This window comes from Bradyrhizobium sp. Pa8, from assembly GCF_052588265.1.
The window spans coordinates 138097-164398 of sequence record NZ_CP176767.1; the positions used below are offsets into that span (position 1 = coordinate 138097).

Genomic DNA, 26302 nt, shown 5'->3' on the forward strand with positions numbered 1-26302 from the left:
GATGCAGCGATTGTACCGCTACCGGGTGCTCTGAGACAGCACGACCTCGATCGGCGCCTGGTCGTTCAGCCCGAGGGGCGCGGCAGGATCAGGTGGAGTGGCGCCGCAGACCGGGTTGCCACCGGCCCCAAGCGAGCAGGCGCCCGCGTCGCGCGGAATGATCGCGAGCCGGCCGTCGACATAGGTGATGTCGTAGTTCGCGGATGTCAGCCCCGAGGCGGCGATGCCGTAGACCCCGGGATTTCGCGTGCCCTGGGCCGAGCCGCCGTAGACGAGCGTGCCGGACAGCGCGGACAGCCCCTCCCCGTTCACGAAGCCGGAATAGATCGCGCTGCCGCCGGAGAACGGCACGCCGTCGTAATTCTTCGTAACGCCGTTGACTGCAATGGTGAGCGGCGCCTTGTTGACGGTCAGCGAACCGTCGACATAGGTGATCACATAATTGGCCGAGGAGAGGCCCGACGCCGTCAGGTTGTAGCGGCCGGCATTCACCGCGCCCTGCGCCGTGCCGCCGTAGCTGAGCGTGCCCGACAGCACGGATGCAGTCTCGCCATTCATGAAGCCGGAATAAGCGACGCTGCCGCCGGAGAAGGCGAGGCCGTCATAGGTCTTGGACGCGTTGGCGCTGATGGTGAGCGGCGCCCTGTCGATAGTGAGGCCGACCGCGACCGAGCCGACATAGACCGCGCCGCCCGAGCCGGTCGCGTTGATAACGTCGGGGCCGCTGAGATTGTAGCTGCCCGCACCCAATGCGGTGGTGACTGCGCTGCCCCAGCCGAGCGTGACGCGATTGGCGTTCACGCCGGTCATCGTCAATCCGCCGAGCGAGGCCAGCGTGCCATAGGTGGTGCTGGCCGAGCCCGCGACGTTGACATAGGCATCGTAGACGGTGTCGCCGAACGCGCGCAGCACCGGCATGCCGTTGTTGGCGCCGCTGACGGACTTGCCCCAGACGGCGGCGAAGTCATAGCCGTTGGCGATGAAGGTGAAGGGATCGCGCAGCTGTGCCGTGGTGAGCATGCCGCCATCGCAGATGCCGCCGCCGAAGGATGCGCCACAGGCGGCGCTCTGCCCCGATGTCTCCCTGTTCGCGTAGCTTTGGGTGACGTCGCCGCCATCCCAATTCATCCCCACAATCGCGCCGACATTGCTGGCTCCCGACACGGTGCCCGCGAAGTAGCTTCGGCTCACGTGGCTTTCCTGATTCACCCCCACCAGCCCGCCGACCTCGGAATTTCCTGAAACCGCTCCCGTGGCGTAGGAATCGAGCACCCAAACGGCTTCATTGCTGTGCCCGACCAGCCCGCCAACCGAACGCGTTCCGGACACATTGCCGGTCGCGTAAGACTGGCTTATCTCAGCGCCGTACCAGCTGCCTCCCACCAGCCCGCCGACCGCATCGACACCGGACACGTTGCCGGTAGCGTAAGACCGATCCACCCGGCTGTACTGCTGGAACCCCACCAGTCCGCCGGCAGCTGTGCCTGTGCCGCCAACTGAGCCGGTGCCCGAAACATTGCCGGTGGCGTAACTGTCGGTGACGAGACCGAGGTTGCTGTACCCCAACAAGCCACCGACATTGATGCCGCCAGATACGGTACCTGTGGCATAAGAGTGGCTCACCGTACCAATGGCATAATCCGAGGGGCCCGGTCCCATCCACGTGCCGATATTGTACCCGATCAGCCCGCCAGCGCCGGCCCAGCTAGCGGACACGTTGCCAGTCGCATACGAGTTGAAGACGGACGAGGCGACGACGCGCCCTCCCAGCCCGCCGGCGGCGCCATAGCCCGCAACCGTACCGGTGGCATATGAGTTGCTGATCGTCGTGATATAAGCGTCGCCGACCAGCCCGCCGACCATGGCGCCGCTGCCGGTCACATTGCCGGTGTTGTAAACGTTGCTGATGGTGTTGTAAGCGACGCTGCTCGTGCCGCCGTAGACCCAGAGACCGCTCGACCCCACCAGCCCGCCGACGGCATTGTTGCCCGTCACGCTGCCACCTTCCAATCCGACATTGCGGATGGTTCCGCCATCGATGTAGCCGAACAGGCCGATGTTATCGCTGGACGGCCGGTTGATGGTCAGGTTGCTGATGCGGTGTCCGAGCCCGTCGAAAATGCCGGAAAAATAGCTGCTGATATCGCCGATGCCGCCGATCGGTGTGAAGCCGGCGCCACCATTCCAGCCCGCCGTGGCGCTGGCATCGATGTTCGCGCCCAGCACATAGTTGCCGGACCGGTTGGTGTTGATGTTCTGCAGGGCATTGACGTCGGTGATCACCGCATAGGTGATGGCGGCGTCAGATCCTTTCCGGGTCTGGAACAGGCTGCCCGCCGCCAGATTGACCGGCGCGTTGATGGTGTAGCCACCGGTGGCCGTGGTCTGTGCGTATTGCAGGACCAGGCCGTCACTGCTCGTCGTGCCGGTCGACGTCAGCGGCGCATTGATGACGATGTTGTTGTCGGCCCGCAGCGTCAGGATATGCGAGCCCCAGGTGACGGCGGAGTTGACCGTGACGTTGCCTTCATCGGTGCCGCTGCCCGAGGTCGTCACCGTCACGTCGCCGCTCGCGAGCGCGGTCTGCAAGGCCGCCGCGTAATTGGCGTCGATGGTGATGTTGACGGGGTCGATCAGCCAGCGTCCGCCCAGCGTGTCGACCTTCAGATCGGCGGCGAGATTGACCTTGGCGGCGGAGGTTTCGACCGAGCGGGCCCGCAGCGTGCCGCCGGCATTGACCTCGCCGTGCTTGGTGTCGCCGAGCAGCAGGATGCGGCCGTTCTTGCTGCCGATGCTCGCGGCCTGCACCACGCCGGTGTTGTTGACGACGCCCTTCATGGCGTCGCTGGCACCTTTGGCCGTGAGAACGGCAAGCCCGCCATCGGCGCGGATCAACCCCTTGTTCTCGACCAGGGTCTTGACGGTCGAGGCCTTGACCTCGACCGAGAGCAGGCCGTCACCATTGAAGTCGAGCAGCACGTCGGTGCCGGCGGCGAGCGCCGTGGTGCCGGTGATGGTGCCGGAATTGCTGACGCTCGGCGAGATCAGCGCCACCACCTTGCCGGAGATGCTGCCCTCATTGGTGATCGCGCCGCCGCTGCCGGTGAAATTGTAGCGGCCGGCGAGAAAATCAGCGTTGCTGATGCCGAGCGTGGAGGCGACGAAGCTGCCGGTCTGCACGCTGCCGGTCTTGCCGATGGCGATGCCGTTCGGATTGATCAGGAACACTTGGCCATTGGCGCTGAGGCTGCCGAGGATTTTTGAGGGGTCCTGGCCGACGACGCGGTTCAGCGCGACCGAGGATGCGCCGGGCTGATTGAAGGTCACGGAGCTGCCGGCGCCGATCGAAAAACTCTGCCAGTTGGCGATCATCCGGTCGCTCGACTGGTTGATCGTCATGGCATTACCGGACTGGCTGATCGTGGCCTGTCCCGACACGACCTGACCGCCGGTCGGCAGCGTCTGCGCCAGCGCCGGCGGCGTCAGCATCGTGGTCGCGGACAGCGCGATTGCGACTCGCATCCGCGGCAGGGTCGATGTCATCGCGTGCCCTCTCGAAACATCAGAAGCGAATGCCGGCTTGCAGCCAGAACTGGTCGCTGGCCCTCACGCCATCGGCATTGGCCCCGGTGATGATGGAACGGCCGGGATTGTCGCCCAGCGTATGGGCCCAGCTCGCCGATACGTTCAGCCTTTCGCGGCTCCAGCGCGCGGCAAGCCCGCCGCTGGCGAGCCCGTAATCGTTGCAACCGCACGCGGTGACTGCCGGAATGCCGTTCGGCGACACGTTGATCTTGACGTAGCCGCCGTCCAGGAAGCTCGCGAGTTGCAGGTTGCCGAACCGCACAGGCAGCGGCGCGTTGTAGCGAAGCTCCACCGTGCCGAGCACGCCCATGTCGCCGCGCGCCTCGCCGACTGGATAACCGCGCACGCCGAACGGCCCGCCCAGCGCAAAATCTTCCGAGGAATCGAGGTTCTTGTCCGCCCATTGTCCGTAAAGGCGACCGAACAGCGCGAAGTCGCCGGGCAATGCCTGAAGCCGGGCCACCGTCGCATTGATGCGATTGAACTGGCCCTGCGTCCTGAGCCCGGCCTGGTCGGCCGCGAGCGCACTCGGCACGCGCGAGAGATCGAGATCGCCAAACGTCCAGCTCACCGACCAGCTGGTGATGCCGCCGCCGAGCAAGGCATCGCGCCGGTCGCCGTTCAGGCTGAGCGTGCCGGAGATGGAGCGCTTGTCCTGCAGCGTCCCGGCGATGCTGTCGTCGACCAGCGCCTTCCAGGTCACCGTGCCTCCAAGCTGGAGGTTGAAATCGCGCGAGCGGATCAGGCTGTAGTCGACGCCGCCATTGGCGAAATGGGCAAAACCGGTGAGGCCGAGGGCGCGGCCGATGGCGTCGATATTGTGGTAGTCGAGATAGCCGTAGCTCGCATTGGCAATGAAGCCGCTGGCACCGACCGGCACGCTCGTCACCAGCGAGCCGTACTCCTGCCCTTGCGATACCGTGCCGGAGAGCCGCGTCAGGTCGCCGTAGCCGGACACATCGGTGAGCGAGATGAGCCCGTTGCCCTGCGCCTTGCCGACGTTGGAGCTGCCGTAATTGTCGGCCCAGAGGCCGCCCCCGACGACGGGCGCCTGCGCGACGGCGACGACGAGCTTGCTGGTGTTCGGCGCCTCGCCCGGCGCGAGCTTGGCATGCACCGACACGCCCGGCAGGTCGTTCATCCGCAACAGCGCGTCCTCGAGATCCTGCCGCGTCACGCCGTCCGGCTTGAGGCGACCCTCGATGATCGCGCGCAACAGGTCCTCACGCACGCGCACGCCCTTGGCGCGGTCGAGCGTGATGGTCTTGAGCGCACCCTCGGCGATCTCGATCGTGACGATGCCGTTGGTGATGTCCTGAGGCGGCAGCAGCGCGCGCGCCAGCAACCGGCCGCGGCCCTGGAGCACGGCCGTCACCTGATCGGCCAACGCATAGAGCCCTTTGATGCCGAGGCGCTTGCCGCGCACCGAGGCAACGAGTTGCTCGCGCTCGGCCTGTGGCAGCAGCTCCACCTTGCCGGTGAAGCGAACGCCCTTCACGATGATGCGCTCGCCCCGGTCGGGGATGGCGGCAGGCGCCTGCTGTGGTCGAATCTCGTCAGGGGCCGGCAGCCTTTCCTGCCGCTGCAACTCCTGCTGCCGCTGCATCTCCCGGAGCAGCGATCCGGCTTCCTGCGCGACGGCCGGGACTGCGGTACCTGCTATGACTAGCCCCACCACAATAGCCCTGCACTGCACCGCGCCAACCACTTTCATCCTATGGGCCCGACCTTCGGGCGATAGGTAACGACATCAGCGAAAGCGCAGGACGGCGCGTCGATCCAAGCGCCACTTGCGTTCCTGGCCGTCCTTAGCGGACGCCGACAAGGCGCGATGTGCCGGACGTCTCAAATGGGGAATTTTTTTTCGCGTTATCTTGCCGGTTGTTACGCGATCACGACATCCCGCGCGCATGCTACGGAGATGGCCGGCGTGCATTGGCAATAGCGTGGATCGATTCCGCTTCTCAGCGGACGACGAGGACAGGCGACGTTACGCCGCGGTCGCGGGCGGCAGCGCCAGCACCGAATAGATCGCCTGGGCGTCGCGCGAGGCGCGGAGCTTCTTGGCGATATCCTGGTCGCGCAGGAGACGGGCGATGCGGGCGAGCGCCTTGAGGTGATCGGCGCCGGCGCCTTCGGGCGCGAGCAGCAGGAAGACGAGATCGACCGGCTGACCGTCCATGGCCTCGAAATCGATCGGGCGATCGAGGCGCGCGAACAGGCCAAAGATCTTTTCCAGCTTGGGCAGCTTGCCGTGCGGAATGGCGACGCCGTAGCCGACCGCGGTGGTGCCGAGCTTCTCACGCTGCAGCAGCACCTCGAACACGGAGCGTTCGTTCTGCCCGGTCAGCTCGGCGGCCTTGGCCGCGAGCTCCTGCAGCGCCTGCTTCTTGCTGTTGACCTTCAATGCCGGGAGAATCGCCTCGGGTGCGACCAGATCGGTAATCGGCATGGAGGGTTTCCGAGGTGAATTAAACCGTCAGGTTCCGAATTGGCCAGCTTGGTCAAACCATGCCTGGCCGGCATCAAGAAGGTGAAGCAGGAGGGGGACTTAGCCCCGATCCTGATGTGGGGCGCTTCTACTCCAACGCAATCCCGGTGCCAACTGCTGCGTGCGGCTTTGCCCCGCTCATTGTTAAGGGCTGCGGTTGGTACGGGGGTCGGTTCCAGCCCTTAACCGTCCGGTTTGGCCCCCGGCGGGTCGATCCAGCCGACATTGCCGTCGGCCCGGCGGTAAATGATGTTCACCCGGCCGCTGGAGCCGTGCTGGAATACCAGGCAGGGCGCTCCGCTGAGGTCCAGCTCCATCACGGCCTCACTCACCGACAGCTGCTTCAGCGAGGTGGTGGCCTCGGCGATGATGACGGGACTGTAGCCGGTGATTTCGTCCTCATCCTCACCCTCGCCCGGCGCCTCCAGCACATAGCTCGTGGCATCGAGGGCGGCGAGAGCGGCGGAGGCGACATGGGCCTTGCGGGCCGAGCGGTCCTTGAGCCGGCTCTTGTAGCGCTTGAGCCGCTTCTCGATCATCAGGAGCGCCTGGTCGGCGCTGGCATAGGCATCCGGCGCGTTCGAATCGGCCTCCAGCGTAATTCCCGTATCAAGATGCAGGGCACAGTCGGTGCGGAAGCCGAAGCCATCCTTGCTCAGGGTGATGTGGCCGGAATAGTTCCCGTCGAAATATTTACGCAGGACCTCGTCGGTCCGATCGGTCACGCGGCCGCGCAGGGCGTCGCCGACGCTGACGCTCTTTCCCGAGATTCTGAGGGTCATGTGATGCCTCGCTTGGTTTTAAGTGCCCAGCTTGGATCGGTCTCGATGGGGTATCGAGAGTAGCGCGATTTCGCGTCAGCGCAATCAGGCCGGCTCGGTGTTGCGGGAGCGATCGGGCATTGCGGTGGAGAGGACGTTACCAAGAGCGCTCTGCTTGTCACGGCGGCGTTGCACCGAAGAGGGAATGCGCATGGCTTCGCGGTACTTCGCGACCGTGCGGCGGGCAATATCAATTCCCGAGGCGCGTAAGCGTTCCACGATGGTGTCGTCCGACAGGATCGCCGACGGCGCTTCCGAATCGATCAGCTGCTTGATGTGGTGGCGCACGGCCTCCGCGGAATGCGCCTCGCCGCCGTCGGCGGAGGCGATCGAGGCGGTGAAGAAATATTTCAATTCGAATGTGCCGCGATTTGTCGCCATGTACTTGTTGGCGGTAACGCGCGACACCGTCGATTCATGCATCTGGATGGCGTCGGCAACGGCCTTCAGATTCAGCGGCCGCAGGTGCGCCACGCCGTGGGTGAAGAAGCCGTCCTGCTGGCGCACGATTTCCGTCGCAACTTTCAGGATGGTGCGGGCGCGCTGATCGAGCGCGCGCACCAGCCAGGTCGCGTTCTGGAGCGCGTCGGTGAAATAGGACTTGTCGCCGTCCTTGCCGATCTTCTTCGACAGCTCGGAATAATAGGTCTGGTTGACCAGCACGCGCGGCAAGGTGTCGCTGTTGAGCTCGACATGCCAGCCGCCATCCGGGCCCGGGCGGACGTAGACGTCGGGCACCATGGTCTGGAGCCGCGCCGAGCCGAACTTCATGCCGGGCTTGGGATTGAGGCGGCGGATCTCGCCGATCATGTCGGCGATGTCCTCGTCATCGACGCCGCAGAGCTTGCGCAGCGAAGCGATGTCGCGCTTCGCGAGCAGATCGAGGTGCTCGACGAGGGCCTGCATCGCCGGGTCGTAGCGGTCGAGCTCGCGGAGCTGGATCGCCAGGCATTCGCTCAAATTGCGCGCGCAGACGCCGGGCGGATCGAATTTTTGCAGCACGGCAAGGACGTCCTCGACGTCGGCTTGCGATGCGCCGAGACGCTCGGCGGCCTGGCCGAGATCCGGCGGCAGATAGCCGGCCTCGTCGACGAGGTCGATCAGGTACTGACCGATCATGCGCTGCGCCGGGCCGGTGAAGGCGACCGAGAGCTGCTCGGCAAGATGGTCGCCGAGCGTGATCTCCGCGGCGACGAAGGCTTCGAGATTGTAGTCCTCGTCGCCGGAGGCCCCGCCGCCCCATTCAGTATAGGTGGTCGGCGCCGCATCCTGGGCGTTGCGCGCGGCGGCCTCGGCCGGTTCCTCGGAGAAGACGTTGTCCAGGCCCGTATCCAGGGTCTGCTCAATCTCGGCGCGGGTGCCGAGATCCTTGCTCATCCATTCTTCCTGGCCCGGCTCGAACGCCTCGCCCGGACCGCCGCCCGGCTCGTCGTTGTGGCCCCCGTCGGAATCGCTGAACTGGCCGGTCTCGGCCGGGGCCTCACCCGCGGGCGGCTCGTCGTTGGCCCGCTCCAGCAGGGGGTTCCGCTCGAGTTCCTCCTCCACGAAGGTCGTGAGATCGAGATTGGACAATTGCAGCAGCTTGATCGCCTGCATCAACTGCGGCGTCATAACCAGCGACTGCGATTGCCGGAACTCTAATCTCTGCGTGAGCGCCATGAAGCAAGAACCGATCCCAAAAGTTGGTCCGATTTTTGCTTATCCTAGTCCGAGCCTGATGTACACGGCTTGACGAAATCGAAAAACGGGCTAGAGGCGGAATTCCTCGCCAAGGTAAAGCCGGCGAACGTCGGGATCGGCGACGATCTCATCCGGGCTACCCTCGGTCAAAATTTCACCGGCATAGACGATATAGGCGCGATCGGTCAGGCCGAGCGTCTCGCGCACATTGTGGTCGGTGATCAGCACGCCGATGCCGCGGTTGGTGAGATGGCGGACGAGGTCCTGAATGTCGCCGACCGCGATTGGATCGATGCCGGCGAAGGGCTCGTCGAGCAGCATGTAGTTCGGACGCGTCGCCAGCGCGCGCGCGATCTCGACGCGGCGGCGCTCGCCGCCCGACAGCGCGATCGACGGCGATTTCCTCAAGCGCGTGATGTTGAATTCGTCAAGCAGCGAGTCGAGCTGCTGCTCGCGCTTCTTGCGCGAGGGCTCGACCACTTCGAGCACCGCGCGGATGTTCTGCTCGACGGTGAGGCCGCGAAAGATCGAGGCTTCCTGCGGCAGATAGCCGATGCCGAGCCGCGCGCGCTGATACATCGGCAGCTTGGTGACGTCGTGGCTGTCGAGCTCGATCGCGCCGCGATCGGGCTTGATCAGGCCGGTGATCATGTAGAACACGGTGGTCTTGCCGGCGCCGTTCGGGCCGAGCAGGCCGACCGCTTCGCCGCGGCGCACATAGATGCTGACGCCGCGCACCACCTGGCGGCTGCCAAAGCTCTTCTCCACACTATGCACAGCCAGGTAGCCTGGCCGCTTCAGAAGCTGCGGCCCGCCGGCGCCGTTGGGCCTGCTGGCGGCCCTCACGGGATGCCCCGCCTGGGCACGCGGCGGTTCGGTCTGGTAGTCGGCTTGGTAGTCGGCCTGGAAATGGTCGGGCGCGCGCATCGGCTGGTCACGGGCGATCGGCGATGCATCGCGCACCGGGCTGGGCACGAGACCGCCGACGCTGTCACCGAGGGCGGTGATGTCCTGGCGCGCAAATCCTGGCCGGCCGCGCTTGGCGGGGCGCCGACGGAACATGCTGAAGAGATCGACCATCCCGCCTTCTAGCCTTTCACGACAATCCTGCGCGATGATCCGCGCGTGATCCCGCGATCTGCCGCACCGGCCTTGCGATTCGCCAGCACAGCATGAGTGAAGGGATGTCTCATGCCCAGTGAAACACGCCCGAAAAGCGGCGAACCCCGCTTGGAAAGCCCTTCGCGCTAGATACAGCCTCGCCGGGCAAGCTTCAACCTCGGATCGGGAGAATCTGGCCCAAGCACTTGAAGTTACTGCAGGAATTTACTTTTGCTTGCCCGCGCCGGGCAATTGCATCGGCGGCGCCGCGGCGGGCTTGCCAGGGCTCCCCGATCCGCAATCATTGCTGCCACCCTGCGGCAGCAATGCCTGCACTCTGCCGGTGTCGGATTCCACCCGTGAGACACCTGTGGTCATGTCGACCGCCAGACGGTCGCCGCGCAGCACGTTCCTGCACTGCGTCAGGACGACGCCGCCGAGCATGGTGATGAGGTTGGTCTTGGTGTCGAACACGGCGGTCTCGCCGGTCACCACCTGGTCCTTCTGCGTGACGACGACATTGCCGCGCGCTTCCAGCCGCTTGATCGAGGAGCTGCCGCCGGGGCCCGGCGTCGCCGACTGCATCGGGGCTGCCTTCGCCCCTTTCGCAGGTGCAGGCTGCGGCGTGGCCGGCTTGTCCCCGCCCGAATCGTAAAACACCACGAGCGTCTTCGACGTCATGGTGGTGTCGCCCTGGATGACCTTCACGTTGCCTGAGAAGGTTGCCTCCTTCTTCTTGTCGCGCATCTCGAGCGAGGCGGCTTCGATCTGGATCGGCTGGTCGCGGTTTTGCGAAAACCCCTGCATTGCGTTGGGCACGCCTTGCATCGTGCTCTGTGCGACAGCCGCACCGGTTGCGACCAGCGCGACGCCGACGGCGAGCGCGGCTGCACCGAGAATGGCGCACCGCTTGTCTTCGTTGCGCGAAAAGAATCTCATCATGAAAATCACTTTGAATTGGCAGACTTGTTCTGCGGCGTGCGTGTCTTCACAGGCGGCGCGGGCTGCTCGGCCGGCGCAGGCTGGGCGACGGCGGGATCATCCAGCTTGTCCAGATGCATCACCACATTGCCCTCGAAGCGGATGACGTCGCCGCCTTCCGTGATCCGCAGCCGGTCGGCGGTCAGCGTTCCGTTGGTCAGCTTGACGTCGACATGGTCATCCGAGGAGACCGTTCCCTTGCCCATGTCGACGAACGCCGAGTTCAGCCGCGCCTCGTAGCCGGTCGAGGTGCGCAGGAAGATGTCCTTGTGCAGGTCGAGCTGCTGCTGCTTGTTGTCGAAGCGGCCGGTGCGGGCATCGAGCAGCAGAGTCGATTTGTCTTCCATCAGCACCTTCGCGCGCAAATCATTGAGATCGACATGGTCAGGATCGGTGATGTCCTGCGTCGCGGTCTTGGCCCAGAGCTCGTAGGGCCGCTGGTCCGGCGTGAAGCCCGCCAGATGCGGCGATTCCATCGTGATCTTGGTGCCTGTCACCACGAGATTTCCGGAGTCGAGCTTGATGGGGATCTGGAACGGATTGAGGAAGGTCGAGACGGCGACGATCGCGGCCATGGACGCGGCCACCGTCACCGGCACCGCGATGCGCAGAATCCGCACCAGGCGGCTGTGGCGCGCCGCGCTGGCAAACTTCGCCGCAAGCGCGGCGTCGTAGGTTGGATTCTGGGCCGAATTCACCTGAGCTCCCGAGGTGTCGCTCGTCTCGTCCGGTTGAGGGCGCACGGCATTGTATCCGGCGCCGCTTGAATATGCAGCCTGCGACAGGCCGCACGAAAGTGTCCGAAACGGGGCGGCAGCCCTAAGCTAGCAGCGGCGGGAGGCCTCAGGAATGCGCGAAAATGTCCTCTTCCGCCCAGCCCTGGAGGTCGAGCAGGGCGCGGGTCGGCAGGAAGTCGAAACAGGCTTTTGCCAGCGCGGTGCGGCCCTCCCGCACCAGCATGGCGTCGAGCCGCTCGCGCAGGGCATGAAGGTGCAGCACGTCGGAAGCGGCGTAGGCGAGCTGCGGCTCGGTCAGGCTGTCGGAACCCCAGTCGCTCGATTGCTGCTGCTTGGAGAGGTCGACATTGAGCACCTCGCGCACGAGGTCCTTGAGACCATGCCGGTCGGTGTAGGTGCGGGTCAGGCGGGAGGCAATCTTCGTGCAATAAATCGGGCCGGTCATGACGCCGAAGGTCTGGTACAGCACCGCGACGTCGAACCGCGCGAAGTGGAAGATCTTCGTGATCGCGGGATTGGCCAGCAGGGCCTTCAGGTTCGGCGCGTCGGTGTGGCCCTTGGGGATCTGCACCACGTCGGCGCTGCCGTCGCCGGGCGAGAGCTGCACCACGCAGAGCCGGTCGCGGTGCGGGTTCAGTCCCATGGTCTCGGTGTCGATCGCCACCGCTGTGGTGTAGCGGGACAGGTCGGGCAGGTCGCCGCGATGCAGGCGTACGGTCATGGTGTTTCAAAACCTCAATCGAATTGGTCGGTCGGCATCATAAGCTAATCGGATTGCCCGCGATGTAGCCACTGGCGGCGGGCCGCGCAAGCGGCAGCTGTTCCGCCGGGGCGCGGTCAGATCGCCGCCAGCATGATGCAGATCATCGCCGCCACCGTCGCGCGGCTGGCGCCATCGCGAAAAGTGTAGAGAATCGGATCGTCGGGCATCTCGCGGCGATGCGCCATCATCAGGGCGCGGCCGAACCAGTAGAGCAGCAACGGGTTGAGCAGCCACAGCATCCAGGGACGGCTGTAGAGCGGCGTCACCGCGGAGGAGGAGACGTAGAGCGAGAACACGGTCACCGCGTTCATGGCGCTCGCCGCCGCCATCGCGCCGATGATGTGCAGGTCGGTGATCCTGTAATCGCGGTTGGAGGGATCGGCGAGGCCGGCGCTCTCGCGCATGCTGAGCTCGCTGAAGCGCTTGATCAGCGCCAACGAGGTGAACACGAACAGCGAGAAGATCAGCAGCCATTCCGAGAGCACCACGCCGACACCGACCGCGCCGGCGATGATGCGCAGCGTGTAGAGGCCGGCGAGCGTCACGACGTCGACCAGCATCTTGCGCTTGAGCGCGAGCGAATAGGCGATGGTGGTGGCGAGATAGCCGCCGAGCACGGCGAGGAACAAGGGCGAGATGCAGAGGGAGGCTGCGACCGCGAGCAGCCACAGCGCGGGAACCGCAAGCAGCGCCGAGGACATCGGCAGCCGACCTGCCGCGAGCGCGCGATGGCGCTTGGTCGGATGCTGCCGGTCGGCGGCAAGATCGAGCAGATCGTTCATCAGATAGGCGCCCGACGCGCAGGCCGAGAACGCCATGAACGCCAGCAATGCGTAGCCGAGCGTCGCAAGATTCATCTGATGCGCGGTGATCGCCGGCACGAACACCAGCGTGTTCTTGGCGTATTGATAGACGCGCAGCGCCTGCGCCCAGGTTTTGAGGCTGGCACGGCTGCTGCCGAGCGTCTCGATGCGCTCCATGGAGGCGGGATCGAACGGCAGCTTCCCGCCCGCAGAAAGATCAGCCGGCGCAACGACACCGTCAAAGCCGAGATGGGCGGCAATGCCGGCGGCATGGCGGGCAAAGCGGCCGGCAACCAGATAGATCTTCCCGCCCCGCGCCCGCGCCGCCAGCGCCTGGTTCAGCACGTCGGCATCATAGGGCAGATGGGCGTAGTCGAGCTCGGCCCGCGCCAGGATATCCGTGAGCGCCGCCATGCCCGGGCGTCCGCCCGCGCCGAAGCGGGCCAGCATACGGCCGGGGCTGGAGAACAGCGCTTCCAGCAGCAGTTCGGAACGGAGCAGGGCGCCTTCGAGATCGATGACGAGCGTCCGCGCAGCCGCCGGCACTGCCGACGGCTCAGGCGCGCTGGAAACGTACTGCCAGGCAGGCTGCTCCATTCGAAAACGCTCTTGTTTGCCGCAAAATGACCGGCTCCAGGAAAGCGGGCGGCCAAGGAGCAGGGAAATGGACGGCAGCGAGCCTAGGAGGCATTCGCTAAGGCTGGCTTAACCCGAGATTGGCGGCAACCCGGTTCGCCAACCTGTCATTCCGCCGACATCGCGGTACTCGATTATGTTATGATTAACATAAACCCGCAGCATCCTACGCGTCCGCCGCAGAGCAAACCTCGTTTCCGGTGGACCGTCGTCGCGATCCCGAGCGGCCGGCAATATTTTGTTCGGGGCGCCGGAATTCTGAGCATCGCTTATGGTGCGACGATCAACGGCGCGGTCGTGGCCGACGGTGGCACCGAATATGCCGGCGGGCTCGCCAACGGCGCCGATTTCGACGGGGCGGCGGCAGCGACGCTCATCCTCGACGACCCCTCGCTGTTCGCCGGAACGATCGTGAACTTCGGGTCCGGCGACCGGATCGATTTCCGCAACGTCACGAGCGCCAGCATTGACGGCACAGGTCATCTGAACATGACGACGACAGCTGGCAATTATTCCTGGGCCTTGCTCGGACAGCATGCCGCCGCGGAGTTCACGCCCACGAGCGACGGTGTCGGCGGAACGGTGCTGGTCTATCAGCCGGTGGACATGACTCACACGATCAGCGTGGTCATCGAGGCCTAGTGGTCTCTCAATCACTCCAGCAGCGGAACTGCAGTCCGAGCAGGTCGTAACGGACCCGAAGATAGCCGTCGGGACCATGCACCACGGCATTGGGCACGATCCGCTCGACCTCCTGGGCCATCACACCGACATAAAACGTGTCGTCCCAGAGATAGCGAAACCGGTAGAGGCAGATGCCGCTGTCGAGGCATCCGAGCCGCGAGATATCGCGCTTGAGCCGCCTGTCGGACGTGACCGGCGGTGGAGGCGTTGGCGGCAGGGTCGGAACCACCGCCGGCACGGGCTGCGGCGGAGGCGGTCCGTATTTGTCGTAGGACCGCTCGATCGACCTAGGGGTGCTCGTGTCCTGGCTGTCGCCGCGGCTCTGCGAGACCGGCGCGCCGGTGGAGGATATTTTGGGCTGTGTGAAAATGATCGCGCGCTGGCGCATCGACCTGGCGAGCCCGCCGTTGACGCATCCACCACCTGCAGTCCTGCCCTCGGGGCATCGCGTTTGAGCCTGCGCCGGATCGGACATCGACAGGCCGGCGACGAATGCCGCGGCGAGAGCAAGACCGTTCCATCCGATAATGTGTCGCGTCAAAATTTCATGCTCCCGCCCAACATCGCGATCCAGCCGCGAACGCGAAGGTCCGGCGTCAGTTCAGTGTGGTTCTCATTGATCCAGAAGTGCTCCGCGCTCGCCTTCAACGACGTCCCTTCGCTGATCGCGTACTGCGCGGAGCCCCCTGTCCCGATGCGGGTCTTTGCCGGGATGAACTGCTGCGTGACCGGATTGTAGGAATTTTGATCGCGCCGCATGTAGTTCACCATCGGCGCCACGGTCCAGTTGCCGCTCGCAAAGCTTTGCTCGAGGCGGTACCGATACACGGCGCTATTGGAGCGGAACGACTCGGGGATGACGGCCATCAGAGCCGGATCGAGAACCCTGTTCTTCTCTGCATTCGTCCATGTCGCCGTGAATGTCGTGCTCGACGATTGCGTCCATGAATATCCGACCGTGGCGGACAATGTGTAGCGGTCGCCGAGCACATAGGATGCGACGTGATCGAGGTAGGTCGTGGTTTCGTGGGCATAGGACGCCGAAGCCAGCAGGATCAGCTTCGTCTGCTGGTAACCGAGCGATGCAGTCTGCGTTGCGATCCGGCCCGGCCCCACCAGTGTGGTTGCCTGCTCCAGAGTCGGGGGATCGAGCAGCGCCTCCATACGATATCCGCCGCGCCAGGTGTAGCCGGAGCCAAATGTCAGGATCAGCGCATCCAAGATGGGGATGTTGACGCCGACGGTCGGGCCGACGTTCAATCCTTCGCCGAACGTTGCGAGATCGACGATGTCAGGATCCATCCGCGCATTTGCCGCGATGCCGTAGAGCGCTGTCGTCCCGGTGGGAAGGTTCAGGTTCATGGCGATGAAAGGCTGAAGGCCGGGAATGCCGAGATAGGTTGCCGTCCCCGAGACGACCGTATCGGTCGTGGTCGCCAACGTACCGCTCAATCCGGGCGTTGATTGCCGCGACCAGACAGAGCCGCCCTTGGCCAGCAGCTCGAGTTTCATGCTCTCAAGCGGCTGCCCGGTCGCTTGCATCGTCAGCGGTGCATAGAGCTGCGCGCCGGCGCCTGGCGATGTCGAGCCGCCGGCGGGAAAACCTCTCGTTCCGCTCCAGCTGGAATAGCGCAACTCCTGATCGGCACTCAGAGACCAGTTCGGATGCGCAGATTCCGCGGCGTTCGCTGCGGAGGAGATCGCTGCCGCACAAATGATCGCCAGTACTGCCAAAGACGGGAGCGCGTCTGAGCCTCGTGATGGAGCGTATTTCCATCCTTCTCGAACGTGTGGGCGCGCGCGCATGGGGAGCTTACAAGAGCTACAGCTGGAATAGATCGGATCGAAGCGAGGCCGCCAGAGCCGCGGCGACCTCGCTGTTCAATACGCGGGAGCGACGGTTACGGCTTTTTGCCGGTCGTAGGTGCAGGCGGCTTCGGCGGGGGGGCAGGCTTGGCTGGTGGCGCAGGTGGTATGCCCTTCCTTGCTGCCACGTCGGCCAGCGACGGAGACATCCTGTAAGCCGCAGCCGGGCCTGCCGTGGTCGCAGCGAGCAGAGCCGCCGCGATCATCATTCGAAACATCATGATCCTGATTTCCTTTTTGAGTTCCGTCCGGGAGCAATCCAGAATTCCAGCCGATGACGGTCGCGGCTGCGAATCTGTTGGCCGCGCGGCTGCGCCGGTGCGGCTGTTTGGTGCCTCATGGTGACTTCTTCTGCGCAGACGCGGCCGACTTCACGGCAGCCGCCTGGGCTTGCGGCTGCGGGGGTGCGGCTTCCGGCGTGGCGATAGCGATCCCGAACAGTCGCCATTGTCCGGCGGCGATCTGAAACACGAGATCGAACTTGATCTGCTGCGGCTGGGTCGGAATGTAACCGGCAAGGCGCAGCATTCCGCGCTGGTCGAGCGATGGCGCTTCGGTGAATTGCGGCGGCAGCAATGCCGCGCCGTACAGATCGAAATTGCGACGCCGCAGGTCGAGAAAATTCAGCCCGAGATCGGCGGCGGTATTGCGCGCCTGGAAATCGGGCGCGGCGAGATCGCGCAGCACGGTGTAATTGCCGGTGCGGTTGGCATCATTGAGCGTAAGCAGCGTCGAACGGATCAGATAGAGCGCCTGCTCCAACGTGACAGGCAGCGACGGCTGCGCGGGCGTGGCCGCAGGCGCAAGCGTTTTCTGTTGAGCTTCCGCCCGGTCGTTGCTGCACGACAGCAGCAGCGCCAGCGCAATCAGGGCACGCGCAATCAATTGCATGGACTGGCCGCGCCCGCCTTCACCAGCCGACGCGCATTCCGACACGTCCGCCCAATCCGCCGCCGTTCGTGCCGTAGGTCAGGCCGCCGCTGGCCTGCACATGCTCGCTGACGCGGACCGCGGCGCTCATGGAGAGCGCATTGGTGTTCTGGAACGTGCCCCAGTTCGCGGTGACCGCGATCTTCTCGGACGGCATTAGCCACGGCGAACCGGACATCGCAAAAGCCATCGCAACACCGTTGATCGCCTTGCCGGTCTTGCCGTCGAGCTCATTCAGGCGCGCATTGATGCCGGCGAGTTGATTGTTGATGCCTGCGATATCGCCGGAGCTAGCAAGCCCGAGCGCGGCCAGCGACGTCGAGGCGAGATTGCCGGCCGCATCCGTGGTGACGAGTTGCGTCGGCCCGGACTGCGCAGCCGTGCTCGCGGCCGAGGCGATGCCGGCCATCGTGTAGGTGTTGGTCGCGGTGCCGTAGACCTGCTGATTGGCGCGCGTCGCGGTGGCGCCGTTGCCGATCGCGGCGGAGTTCGCGAAGGTCGCCGACGCGCCATTGCCGAAAGCCGACGAGTTCGCGCCGGTGGCGTTGGAGCCATTGCCCACCGCGGTATTGGCGACGCCGTTTCCGCTGGCGTTGGCGTTGAGGCCCACCGCGACGTTGGCGCTACCGGTGCCGTTAGCCAGGGCGCCTGCTCCGGTTGCGACATTTCCCGAATTGGCGCCGCTCGCATTGGAGAGATAGCCGCTCGCCGCGTTGAAGCTGCTCGCGCCACTGGCGTTGGCGCCGTCGCCGGTCGCGACGTTTCGGCTTCCGGCGCCACTCGCGTTGGCGTTCAAGCCGGTCGCGACGTTGGAGCTGATATTGCCGCTGGCGTTGGCGTTGGTCCCGGACGCAATGTTGTTGCTGGCGTTGCCGACGGCATTGGTGTTCGACCCGGCCGCGATATTGCCGCTGCCGTCGCCACTGGCGTGGGCGCTGGACCCGGTCGCGAGGTTTTTGCTGCCGTCGCCGCTGGCAATGGCGTCAAAGCCGCTCGCGGTATTGGAGCTGTTGTTGCCGTTGGCGAGGGCTTCTCCGATCGCGGTGTTGACGCTGTTGTTGCCGCTGGAATTGGCGTTGTCCCCGACCGCGGTATTGACGCTGCTGTTGCCGCTGGCGTTGGCGAGGCCGACGGCGATATTGCCACTGACGTTGCCGCTGGCGTTTGCGCCAGTTCCGATTGCACTGTTATTGCCGCCGGTGCCGGTCGCATTGGCATTGGTTCCGCAGGCGAAATTGCCGCCCGATCCGGTTGCCGTCGCACCTTGGGCGGAGGCAGCAGTATCGACGCACACGAACTGGGCCCGGGCTTGCGGAGCGTACGCGCCGGTCGCGATCGCGGCGATGAGCCCGGTTGCAAGGAAGGCGGCTGCTCGCGTTCGGAATACGACTGAAATATTCATGTTTAGTCCCCCACTATCTCCCCAATTCGCCATAGGAGAGCGCGCGTCGCGGAGCGTTTGTAGGCGGGCGCCGTCAATGCCGGCGTCAATCGAGCGTGACAGCAGCGTGACTCTTGCTTTGCGCGACATTCAAACTACGTCAAAGCGTGTAAGGTGTGTTTCCGGGGCCACAATTGCCGTGCCGTGCTTGCTATTGGAATGAGAGACAGCGTGCAGCTTCCGAGATTTGGTCTTTCGCTGTTCGGGCGCTTTGAACTGACCACAAACGACGGCGTGATCCCGGTGCCCGGCAGGAAGCTCGCTGGATTGCTGGCCTACCTGGCCTGCACAGCGCCCCACCCCCAGCCGCGAGAAAGGCTGGCGAACCTGCTCTGGGGCTCGCATTTCGAGACCCAAGCCCGGCAGAATTTGCGCCAGAGCCTTGTGCGACTACGCCGGATTCTGGGCCAGGACTCCCTTTTCAGCGACGACAACGATGTCTGGCTCGCGCCGGGCGTGATCGACTGCGATGCGGTCCGCTTCGAGAGCTTGATTGTCGAGGGAAGCCGCGCATCGCTGGCTGCGGCTGCCGATCTCCATCGCAATCCGCTGCTGACGGATTTGAACATCGAGGAAGACGCATGGTCGGAATGGCGCGACCAGCAGCGAGAGCGACTGGCAGGCCTTGCGGTCGATTCCATGGTCCGGCACGGCCAGCATGCGTTGCAATCAGGAAATGCGGAATCCGCGCTCAGGAATGCCAACCGCGCCATCGCGGTGAATGGCCTGCGCGAGGACGCCCATCGATTGATGGTCCAGGCGCTCGCCGCCACCGGGCGCAAGGCCGAAGCGCTCAAGCACTACCAGGACCTGGTCACGCTGCTCAGGCGCGAACTGAACACCGAGCCCGACGCGGTGACCCAGTCGCTCGCCGCGCAACTCCGCAACACCAGACCATCCGGCACGGCACGCGCACGTGAGCCCGAGCGGGAGACCGAAGCCGTAGCTGACGCAGCACCCGACGCCGATGCGCCACCGCTATCGCTCCAGCCGCGCGGCCGCCAGCAGCGCCAGCTGACGATCATGGCTTGCCATCTCGTCGGCGACATGCCGCTGTCCGCAGCCCGCGACCCCGAGGACGTCCATGATCAGATCGTCGCCTTCCATCAACTGGCCGCTGGTATTGCAGCGCAATTCCACGGTTTCGTTGCCCAGCACCAGGGCAATGGTGTCCTGATCTATTTTGGCTATCCCGCAGCCCGCGAGCACGATTCCGAGCGTGCCGTGCGGGCCGGCCTTGCCCTTGTCGACGCTGTCCCGACCTTGAGTGCGCCGGCCGGCGCTACGCTTCAGGCAAGCGTAGGGATCGCAACGGGCCTTGTCGTGATCGGCGAAAGACCCGGGCCCGGCGATATGCGGCAGCATGTTGCGATCGGCGACACGCCTGACCTGGCGACGCGGTTGCAGACCGCGGCCGCGCCGGGCGAGGTCGCGATCGCAGCCGGCACGCGGCGGCTGCTTGGGCAATTGTTCGACACGCGCGCGCTTCCGGATCTCGAGGTCAAGGGACTGCGAGAGCCGGTGCCCGCGTGGCAGGTGCTCGGCGAGGCTGTGGGCGTCAGCCGTTTCGATGCGCGGCGCGCCGATTCACTGTCCGCGCTCGTCGGTCGCCAGGAAGAGATCGAGCTGCTGCTGCGCCGCTGGAATCAGGCGAAGTCCGGTGCGGGCCGCGTGGTGCTGATCTCGGGCGAGCCCGGCATCGGCAAGTCGCGCATCGTCGAGAGCGTGTTGACGAGACTCGAGGACGAGCAACACAGCCGCTTGCGCTATTATTGCTCTCCGCATCATGCGCACAGCGCGCTCTACCCGCTCATCATTCAGCTTGAACGGGCTGCCAATTTCGAACCCGGCAGCAGTGCCGGCGCGCGGATAGACAGGCTGGAAGCCCTGCTCGCGCCCGCAACGAAAAATCTGACCCGCGATGTCGCGCTGATCGCCGAGCTTCTCGGCGTGCCCTCGGGCGGACGCTATCCGGCCCTCGCGATCTCCCCGCAGGAGAAGCGGGAGATGACCCTCAATGCACTGCTCAACCAGCTTTCAGCCGGAACGGTGCAGACACCGGGGCTGATCGTGATCGAGGACGCGCACTGGATCGACCCGACATCGCTCGACCTGCTCGACGCGATCGCGGCTCGCGCCGCAAATCTGCCGCTGCTGTTGCTTATCACCATCAGGCCGGAATTCCAGCCTTCCTGGATCGGCCAGCCACATGTGACGCTGCTGCCCCTCGGCCGCCTTGGCCGCAGCGACAGCGCCGGCATCATTGATGACGTCGCGGGAGGCAAGCCTCTCCCCGAGCCCGTCGTCGAGCAGATACTGTCGCGCGCCGACGGCATCCCGCTGTTCGTCGAGGAGTTGACCCGCACGCTGATTGAGCAGGAGCTGTTGCGCGAGGCATCCGACAGCGAAGGGCCGGAGGGGTCGCGGCGGTCGCTCGCCATTCCGGCGACGTTGCAGGCCTCGCTGGCCGCTCGCCTCGATCTGCTCGGCGCGGTGAAGGACGTGGCTTCGATCGGCGCTTCGATCGGGCGGGAGTTCTCCTACGAGCTGATCGCTGCAATATCCGCGCTGCCCCCTGTCGATCTGGACGCCGCGCTTGAACGGCTGACGGCCTCCGGCCTCGTCAGCCGTCGCGGCTCGCCGCCGCAGGCGAGCTACTCGTTCAAGCACGCGCTGGTCCAGGAGGCCGCCTATGTCGCGATGCTGAGGAGCCGCAGGCAGCAATTGCATGCGGATATCGCGAACACACTCATCGAAAGCTTCCCGGCACTGGCCGAAACCCAACCCGAGATCGTTGCCCATCATTTCGCCGAGGCCGCGCGTGCCCGCGAGGCGACCGACCACTGGATCAAGGCGGGGCGACTCGCACATGCGCGATGGGCCAACCGCGAAGCGGCCAGTTTCTTCGAACGGGGGCTGCGCTGTCTCGCGACGCTGCCGCAGACCCGGGACACAATGGAGCAGGCGATCGATCTCAGGTTCGACCTGAAGACCTCGCTGTTTCCACTCGGCCAGTTCGCGCGCATCGTCGGCTATCTTCGCGAGGCCGAAGCGCTGGCCAGAGATCTCGACGATCCCGGACGGCTTTGCCTCGCGTCCGTTCACATGTGCCAGACCCTCAGCCTGAGCGGCCATCCACAGGACGCCGTCAAGTTCGGGCGGGACGCCCATCGTCTCGCAGAGCAGCTCGGCGAGCTTTCGCTCCGCATCTCGGCATCGCTGTTTCTCGGGCTCGCCTGCTTCTCGACGCTGCACTACGGCGAGTCGGAATCTCATTATCTCAACGTGCTGGAACTGCTCGACGGCGACGCAAGCCTCCAGCAATTTTCCCTCGCCGGATTTCCGGCGGTGACCGCCCACGGTTTTCTCGCTCGCATCTATGCCGACCAGGGCAAGTTCGCGCGCGGGATCGCTCACGGCGAGGAAGGCATACGCCTCGCCGAGGCGGTCGATCACCCCTATAGCCTCGGCATCGTCAGCTGGTGTTTTGCCGATCTGCTGGCGTCCCGGGGAGAGCTGAACCGCGCAGTCGTGGTGCTGGAGCGCGGACTGGCGGTGGCGCGCGAGTGGAACCTGCCGTTCCTCGTCGCAGGCAATTCCGGCAGCCTTGGCCACGCTTATGCCCTGCTGGGGCGAACGGCCGAAGGCCTGCCGCTGATGGAGCAGGCGCTGAGGGTCTTCGAGAAGATGGGGCATCGATTTGCCCAGGCGCTGTTTCTGTCGCCTTTGGGCGAAGCATACCTGTTCGCGGGCCGGCAGGCGGATGCTCTCAGGGCTGCCGGACGGGCGCTGACGCTGGCCCGTGAAAATGGCCAGCGGAGCGGCGAGGCGGCCGCCCTGCGCCTTCTGGGCGAGGCTTCCAGCGGCGACAGCTCCCCGGACCAGGCCGAAGGTCACTACAGAGCCGCGCTCGCGCTGGCCGACGAACTCGACCTCCGCCCGCTCGCTGCGCGCTGCCATCACGGCCTCGGAAAATTGTATTTGAACGCGGGACGTCCGGACCAGGCTCGCGACGAGCTTGTTGCCGCGGCGACGATGTACCGCGAGATGGAGATGCGGTTCTGGCTGGTGCAGGCCGAAGCGGAATTGAGTGGATTGCCGGACTCCCTGTTGCATGGATCCCACAACCCGGTGTGAGCTTCATGTTCCGGGGGAACGAGCGGCCTGCGGCCCATGAAATTCGCCCCGGCTCACCCTATCTGCCAGTCTCTTCCTCCACTCGCCATGAATCGAGCCCCATGACCGACCAGACGCTCGCCGCGCCTATCGACGATCAATCGGACCGTCCGCGCGGCTTTACGCGCTACCAGGCGCTCCTGATCGCGCTGCTCGCGTTCACGCAGTTCACGATCATTCTCGATTTCATCATCATGTCGCCGCTCGGCGCCATCCTGATGCCGGCGCTCGACATCACGGCCGGGCAATTCGGCGTCGCGGTGTCGGCCTACGCGTTCAGCGCGGGACTATCGGGAATCCTCGCCGCCGGCTTTGCCGATCGCTTCGACCGCAAGCGCCTGCTGCTGTTCTTCTATGTCGGCTTCACGCTCGGGACCCTGCTCTGCGCCGCCGCGCAGACCTACCACGTGCTGCTGCTCGGCAGGATCGTGACCGGATTGTTCGGCGGCGTGATCGGCTCGGTCGTGCTCGCCATCATCACCGATCTGTTCGCGCTGCACCTGCGCGGCCGCGTGATGGGCTTCGTCCAGACGGCGTTCGCCGCGAGCCAGGTGCTCGGCATTCCCGCGGGGCTGTTTCTCGCCAATCATTGGAACTGGCATGTCTGCTTCATTGCGATCGTCGGCCTGTCGATCGCCGCGATCGCGATCATCGCCTTCGCGATGGAGCCTGTCGACGCACATCTGAAGCTGAAGCAGGACAGAAATCCGTTCCGCCATCTGATCGCGACCATCGGACAACCACGCTATACGCTGGCCTTCGCCGTCACGACATTGCTGGCGACGGGCGGGTACATGCTGATGCCGTTCTCCAGCGCCTTCACCGTGCACAATCTCGGCATCGACATCCTGCATCTGCCGACGATCTATCTCGTCTCCGGCCTGTTCAGCATCGTCACCGGACCGCTGGTCGGCAGGGCCAGCGACGCGTTCGGCAAGTACCCGACCTTCGTCTTCGGTAGCGTGGTGTCTGTCATCATGGTGCTGATCTACACCCATCTCGGCCACGTCTCGCTTACGACCGCGATCCTCGTCAACGTGCTGATGTTCGTCGGCATCTTCTCGCGCATGATTCCGTCGCAGGCGCTGATGTCGGCGATCCCCGACCCGAGCCAGCGCGGCTCGTTCAGCGCGGTCAGCGCGTCGCTTCAGCAGCTCTCCGGGGGTCTCGGTTCGGTGGCCGCCGCCGCGATCGTCGCGCAAGCGCCCGACGGCTCGCTGCTCCATTTCGACCGGATCGGCTACGTCGTCGTCGCGTCGGCCATGGTCGCGCTGGTGGCGATGTATTTCGTGCAGAAGGCGGTGGCGGAGCGGGCGGGGAGGCGGGTGGTTTGAGGGGAGGCAGCCGATCCGTCCCATCTGGACGACGGCCACGACGACTTGGGGCTCATCGCCCTGCCATCCCTACCGCTCGGAGGTAGCTCTATTCCGGGTCCAAACCCCGCAAAATGGTGCCCAGGAAAGGACTCGAACCTTCACGGCCGTTAAGCCACTGGCACCTGAAGCCAGCGCGTCTACCAATTCCACCACCTGGGCATGCCGTTTGGGGCACGGAGGCGGTTACTACGGTTCGGTGACGCGGTTGTCAAATGATGCTTGGAGGGTGCGTGGGGATGCGGATTGCGCATCGCACACCGGCCCGATACAAGCCTGATAATACGCACTCTTCCTGCAGGATTGGCTCCCATGGCATCGAATCTGGAAACTCTCGTCACGGTTTTCGGCGGATCGGGGTTTTTGGGCCGGAATGTCGTCCGCGCGCTGTGCCGGCGGGACTATCGGGTCCGGGTCGCGGTGCGGCGGCCGGAGCTCGCCGGATACCTCCAGCCCTCCGGGCGGGTCGGGCAGGTCCACACCGTGCAGGCGAATCTGCGCTATCCGGCCTCGGTCGAGGCGGCGCTGCGTGATTCGCATGTCGTGATCAATCTGGTGGGTATCCTCGCCGAGGGCGGTGCGCAGAGCTTTGACGCCGTCCAGGCCAAGGGCGCCGAAACCGTCGCCAAGGCGGCCGCGGCCGCAGGTAGCCGCCTGGTGCATGTCTCGGCGATCGGCGCCGACGCCGAATCGCCCTCGCGCTACGCCCGGGCCAAGGCGGCCGGCGAAGCGGCGGTGCTGGCCGCGGTGCCGTCGGCCACGATCTTCCGCCCGTCGGTGATTTTCGGGCCCGAGGACCAGTTCACCAACCGCTTCGCCGCGCTGGCGCGGATGTCGCCGGTGCTGCCGCTGATCGGCGGCGAGACCAGGATGCAGCCGGTCTATGTCGGCGACGTCGCCACCGCGATCGCGGATGCCGTCGACGGCAAGGCCAAGGCGGGCGCGACCTACGAGCTCGGCGGGCCGGAAGTGCTGACCATGCGCGAGATCATCGAGGCCATCCTCGCGATAACCGACCGCAAGCGCACGCTGGTGCCGCTGTCGTTCTCCCTTGCCAGTTTCCAGGCCAATTTCCTGCAATTCGCGCCGGGCGCGCTGAAGCTGACGCCGGACCAGGTCACGCTGCTGGCGCGCGACAATGTCGTGTCGGATGCGGCGAAGGCGGCAGGGCTGACGCTGGAAGGGCTCGGCATATCAGCCGATTCGCTGGAGGCGATCGCCCCGCAATATCTCTGGCGTTTCCGCGCCGCCGGGCAGTTCCAGCGCATGAGCGTGTAGGGCATCCTTTCTTCAGCTCGCCCCGCTTGCGGGGAGAGGTCGGATTGCCCCCGGCGATGCGAAGCATCGTCCGGCACAATCCGGGTGAGGGGGTACAGGTCCCTCGACGATCTCACGTGTGGAGAGAGGCCCCTCACCCCAACCCTCTCAGCGCGAGCGAAGCTCGTCGCGGCCCCGTAAGAACGGGGCGAGGGAGCGCACCGTCAGCGCGGCCTCAAAACTTCAGCTTCTTGAACACCGCTTCCGGCAGCGTCTTGATGATCAGCATCACGAGACGCCATTTGCCGCTGACATAGACGACGTCGGTCTTCTTCTCGACGGCATGGAGGATCGCATCGCCGACGACCGTCGCCTCGACGGTAAGCGGGCCGATCAGCTTCATGCCTTCCGTCATCTTGGTGCGGACGAAGCCGGGCTTCACCGTGACGACGTGAACGCCGCCGCGGCTGGCGCGGGCGCGCAGGCCCGACAGGAAGGCGGAGAAGCCTGCCTTCGCCGAGCCGTAGACATAATTGGAAGCGCGGCCGCGATCGCCTGCGACGGACGAGACGCCGACGAGCGTACCACTGCCGCGTGCCAAGAATTTCTCCGCGAACAGGCCGAGAATCAGCGAGGGGCCCTCGTAGTTCGAGCGCATGATCGTGGTGGCGTGCGCGAGATCGCTCTCGGCATTTTGCTGAACGCCCAGTAGGCCGACGATCGAGATGACGACATCAGGCAACGCGGGAAGCGCTTCGACAAAGCCACCAAACGAAGCGGTATCGAGCACATCGAATTTGTGGAGGCCGACCTCGACGTTGTAGCGCGCGCGCAGATCGGCGGCGTCAGGCTCGAGTGCGGCGACGTCGCGGCCTGCGAGGGCGACATCGTATCCGGCCTTGGCAAAGGCGCGCGCGGCGGCGCGGCCGATATCGGAGGAGCCACCGAGCACAATTGCGGACTTGCGTGACGTCACG

Annotated in this window: 19 protein-coding genes and 1 tRNA gene; 4 read left to right on the forward strand and 16 right to left on the reverse strand. The window is 65.2% G+C overall.

The genetic code is table 11. The features are described from left to right. Positions 1-18 precede the first annotated feature (18 nt). The 10 genes from ACKWRH_RS00600 to ACKWRH_RS00645 all read right to left on the reverse strand — a co-directional run bounded on the left by ACKWRH_RS00600 (position 19) and on the right by ACKWRH_RS00645 (position 13559). The gene (locus ACKWRH_RS00600) at positions 19-3543 is read right to left on the reverse strand and encodes a two-partner secretion domain-containing protein (RefSeq protein WP_445218899.1); all 3525 of its coding nucleotides are present in this window, start codon (positions 3541-3543) and stop codon (positions 19-21) included. 19 nt (positions 3544-3562) lie between these two features. Further along, a complete protein-coding gene (locus ACKWRH_RS00605) occupies positions 3563-5299 on the reverse strand; it encodes a ShlB/FhaC/HecB family hemolysin secretion/activation protein (RefSeq protein ID WP_445218900.1) in 1737 nt (578 codons plus the stop codon). Positions 5300-5575: 276 nt separating this feature from the next. Continuing rightward, a complete protein-coding gene (ptsN, locus tag ACKWRH_RS00610) occupies positions 5576-6037 on the reverse strand; it encodes a PTS IIA-like nitrogen regulatory protein PtsN (RefSeq protein ID WP_008141251.1) in 462 nt (153 codons plus the stop codon). Between the two features lie 221 nt (positions 6038-6258). Continuing rightward, positions 6259-6858, reverse strand: a complete 600-nt coding sequence (gene hpf, locus ACKWRH_RS00615) for a ribosome hibernation-promoting factor, HPF/YfiA family (protein WP_014490899.1) — start codon at positions 6856-6858, stop codon at positions 6259-6261. 84 nt (positions 6859-6942) lie between these two features. After that, a complete protein-coding gene (gene rpoN, locus ACKWRH_RS00620) occupies positions 6943-8556 on the reverse strand; it encodes an RNA polymerase factor sigma-54 (RefSeq protein ID WP_445218901.1) in 1614 nt (537 codons plus the stop codon). Positions 8557-8646: 90 nt separating this feature from the next. Continuing rightward, entirely contained in the window at positions 8647-9657 is a 1011-nt protein-coding gene (gene lptB / locus ACKWRH_RS00625) for an LPS export ABC transporter ATP-binding protein (RefSeq protein WP_445218902.1), read from the reverse strand. Between the two features lie 246 nt (positions 9658-9903). Beyond that, positions 9904-10620: an LptA/OstA family protein gene (locus tag ACKWRH_RS00630; RefSeq protein WP_445218903.1), complete on the reverse strand. Its 717-nt coding sequence runs from the start codon at positions 10618-10620 to the stop codon at positions 9904-9906. A gap of 5 nt (positions 10621-10625) precedes the next feature. Continuing rightward, a complete protein-coding gene (gene lptC, locus ACKWRH_RS00635) occupies positions 10626-11357 on the reverse strand; it encodes an LPS export ABC transporter periplasmic protein LptC (RefSeq protein WP_445222597.1) in 732 nt (243 codons plus the stop codon). A 145-nt stretch (positions 11358-11502) separates the two neighbouring features. Next, complete coding sequence (locus tag ACKWRH_RS00640; protein ID WP_445218904.1) at positions 11503-12117, reverse strand: ribonuclease D; 615 nt, start codon at positions 12115-12117, stop codon at positions 11503-11505. Positions 12118-12233: 116 nt separating this feature from the next. After that, positions 12234-13559 carry a UbiA family prenyltransferase gene (locus ACKWRH_RS00645; RefSeq protein ID WP_445218905.1) on the reverse strand — a complete coding sequence of 442 codons (1326 nt, stop codon included), beginning with the start codon at positions 13557-13559 and terminating at the stop codon, positions 12234-12236. A 180-nt stretch (positions 13560-13739) separates the two neighbouring features. Between ACKWRH_RS00645 and ACKWRH_RS00650 the strand changes: the two genes are divergently transcribed. Further along, the gene (locus ACKWRH_RS00650) at positions 13740-14240 is read left to right on the forward strand and encodes a hypothetical protein (protein ID WP_445218906.1); all 501 of its coding nucleotides are present in this window, start codon (positions 13740-13742) and stop codon (positions 14238-14240) included. A gap of 7 nt (positions 14241-14247) precedes the next feature. On the opposite strand, the gene ACKWRH_RS00655 is transcribed toward ACKWRH_RS00650, so the two are convergent. The 4 genes from ACKWRH_RS00655 to ACKWRH_RS00670 form a co-directional block, all read right to left on the reverse strand. Continuing rightward, entirely contained in the window at positions 14248-14823 is a 576-nt protein-coding gene (locus ACKWRH_RS00655; RefSeq protein ID WP_445218907.1) for a tail fiber domain-containing protein, read from the reverse strand. Then, complete coding sequence (locus tag ACKWRH_RS00660) at positions 14820-15917, reverse strand: hypothetical protein (protein WP_445218908.1); 1098 nt, start codon at positions 15915-15917, stop codon at positions 14820-14822. Before ACKWRH_RS00660 ends, ACKWRH_RS00655 begins: the two co-directional genes overlap by 4 nt. 567 nt (positions 15918-16484) lie before the next feature. Then, positions 16485-17039 (reverse strand): hypothetical protein, encoded by a 555-nt coding sequence (locus ACKWRH_RS00665; protein WP_445218909.1) that lies wholly within the window; start codon positions 17037-17039, stop codon positions 16485-16487. Positions 17040-17058: 19 nt separating this feature from the next. Then, positions 17059-18480 (reverse strand): YadA family autotransporter adhesin, encoded by a 1422-nt coding sequence (locus ACKWRH_RS00670; protein WP_445218910.1) that lies wholly within the window; start codon positions 18478-18480, stop codon positions 17059-17061. 210 nt (positions 18481-18690) lie between these two features. On the opposite strand from ACKWRH_RS00670, the gene ACKWRH_RS00675 reads away from it, so the two are divergent. Both ACKWRH_RS00675 and ACKWRH_RS00680 read left to right on the forward strand, forming a co-directional pair. Then, positions 18691-22656, forward strand: coding sequence for an AAA family ATPase (locus ACKWRH_RS00675; protein WP_445218911.1), 3966 nt, complete (start codon positions 18691-18693; stop codon positions 22654-22656). A gap of 101 nt (positions 22657-22757) precedes the next feature. Continuing rightward, positions 22758-24029 carry an MFS transporter gene (locus ACKWRH_RS00680; RefSeq protein WP_445218912.1) on the forward strand — a complete coding sequence of 424 codons (1272 nt, stop codon included), beginning with the start codon at positions 22758-22760 and terminating at the stop codon, positions 24027-24029. A 114-nt stretch (positions 24030-24143) separates the two neighbouring features. Here ACKWRH_RS00680 and ACKWRH_RS00685 read toward each other — a convergent pair. Then, positions 24144-24230 (reverse strand) — tRNA-Leu (locus ACKWRH_RS00685). Between the two features lie 150 nt (positions 24231-24380). On the opposite strand from ACKWRH_RS00685, the gene ACKWRH_RS00690 reads away from it, so the two are divergent. After that, entirely contained in the window at positions 24381-25346 is a 966-nt protein-coding gene (locus tag ACKWRH_RS00690; RefSeq protein ID WP_445218913.1) for a complex I NDUFA9 subunit family protein, read from the forward strand. A gap of 214 nt (positions 25347-25560) precedes the next feature. Here the strand turns inward: ACKWRH_RS00690 and ACKWRH_RS00695 are convergent, their stop codons facing one another. Next, the gene (locus ACKWRH_RS00695) at positions 25561-26301 is read right to left on the reverse strand and encodes an SDR family oxidoreductase (RefSeq protein ID WP_445218914.1); all 741 of its coding nucleotides are present in this window, start codon (positions 26299-26301) and stop codon (positions 25561-25563) included. Between the last annotated feature and the right edge of the window lies 1 nt (position 26302).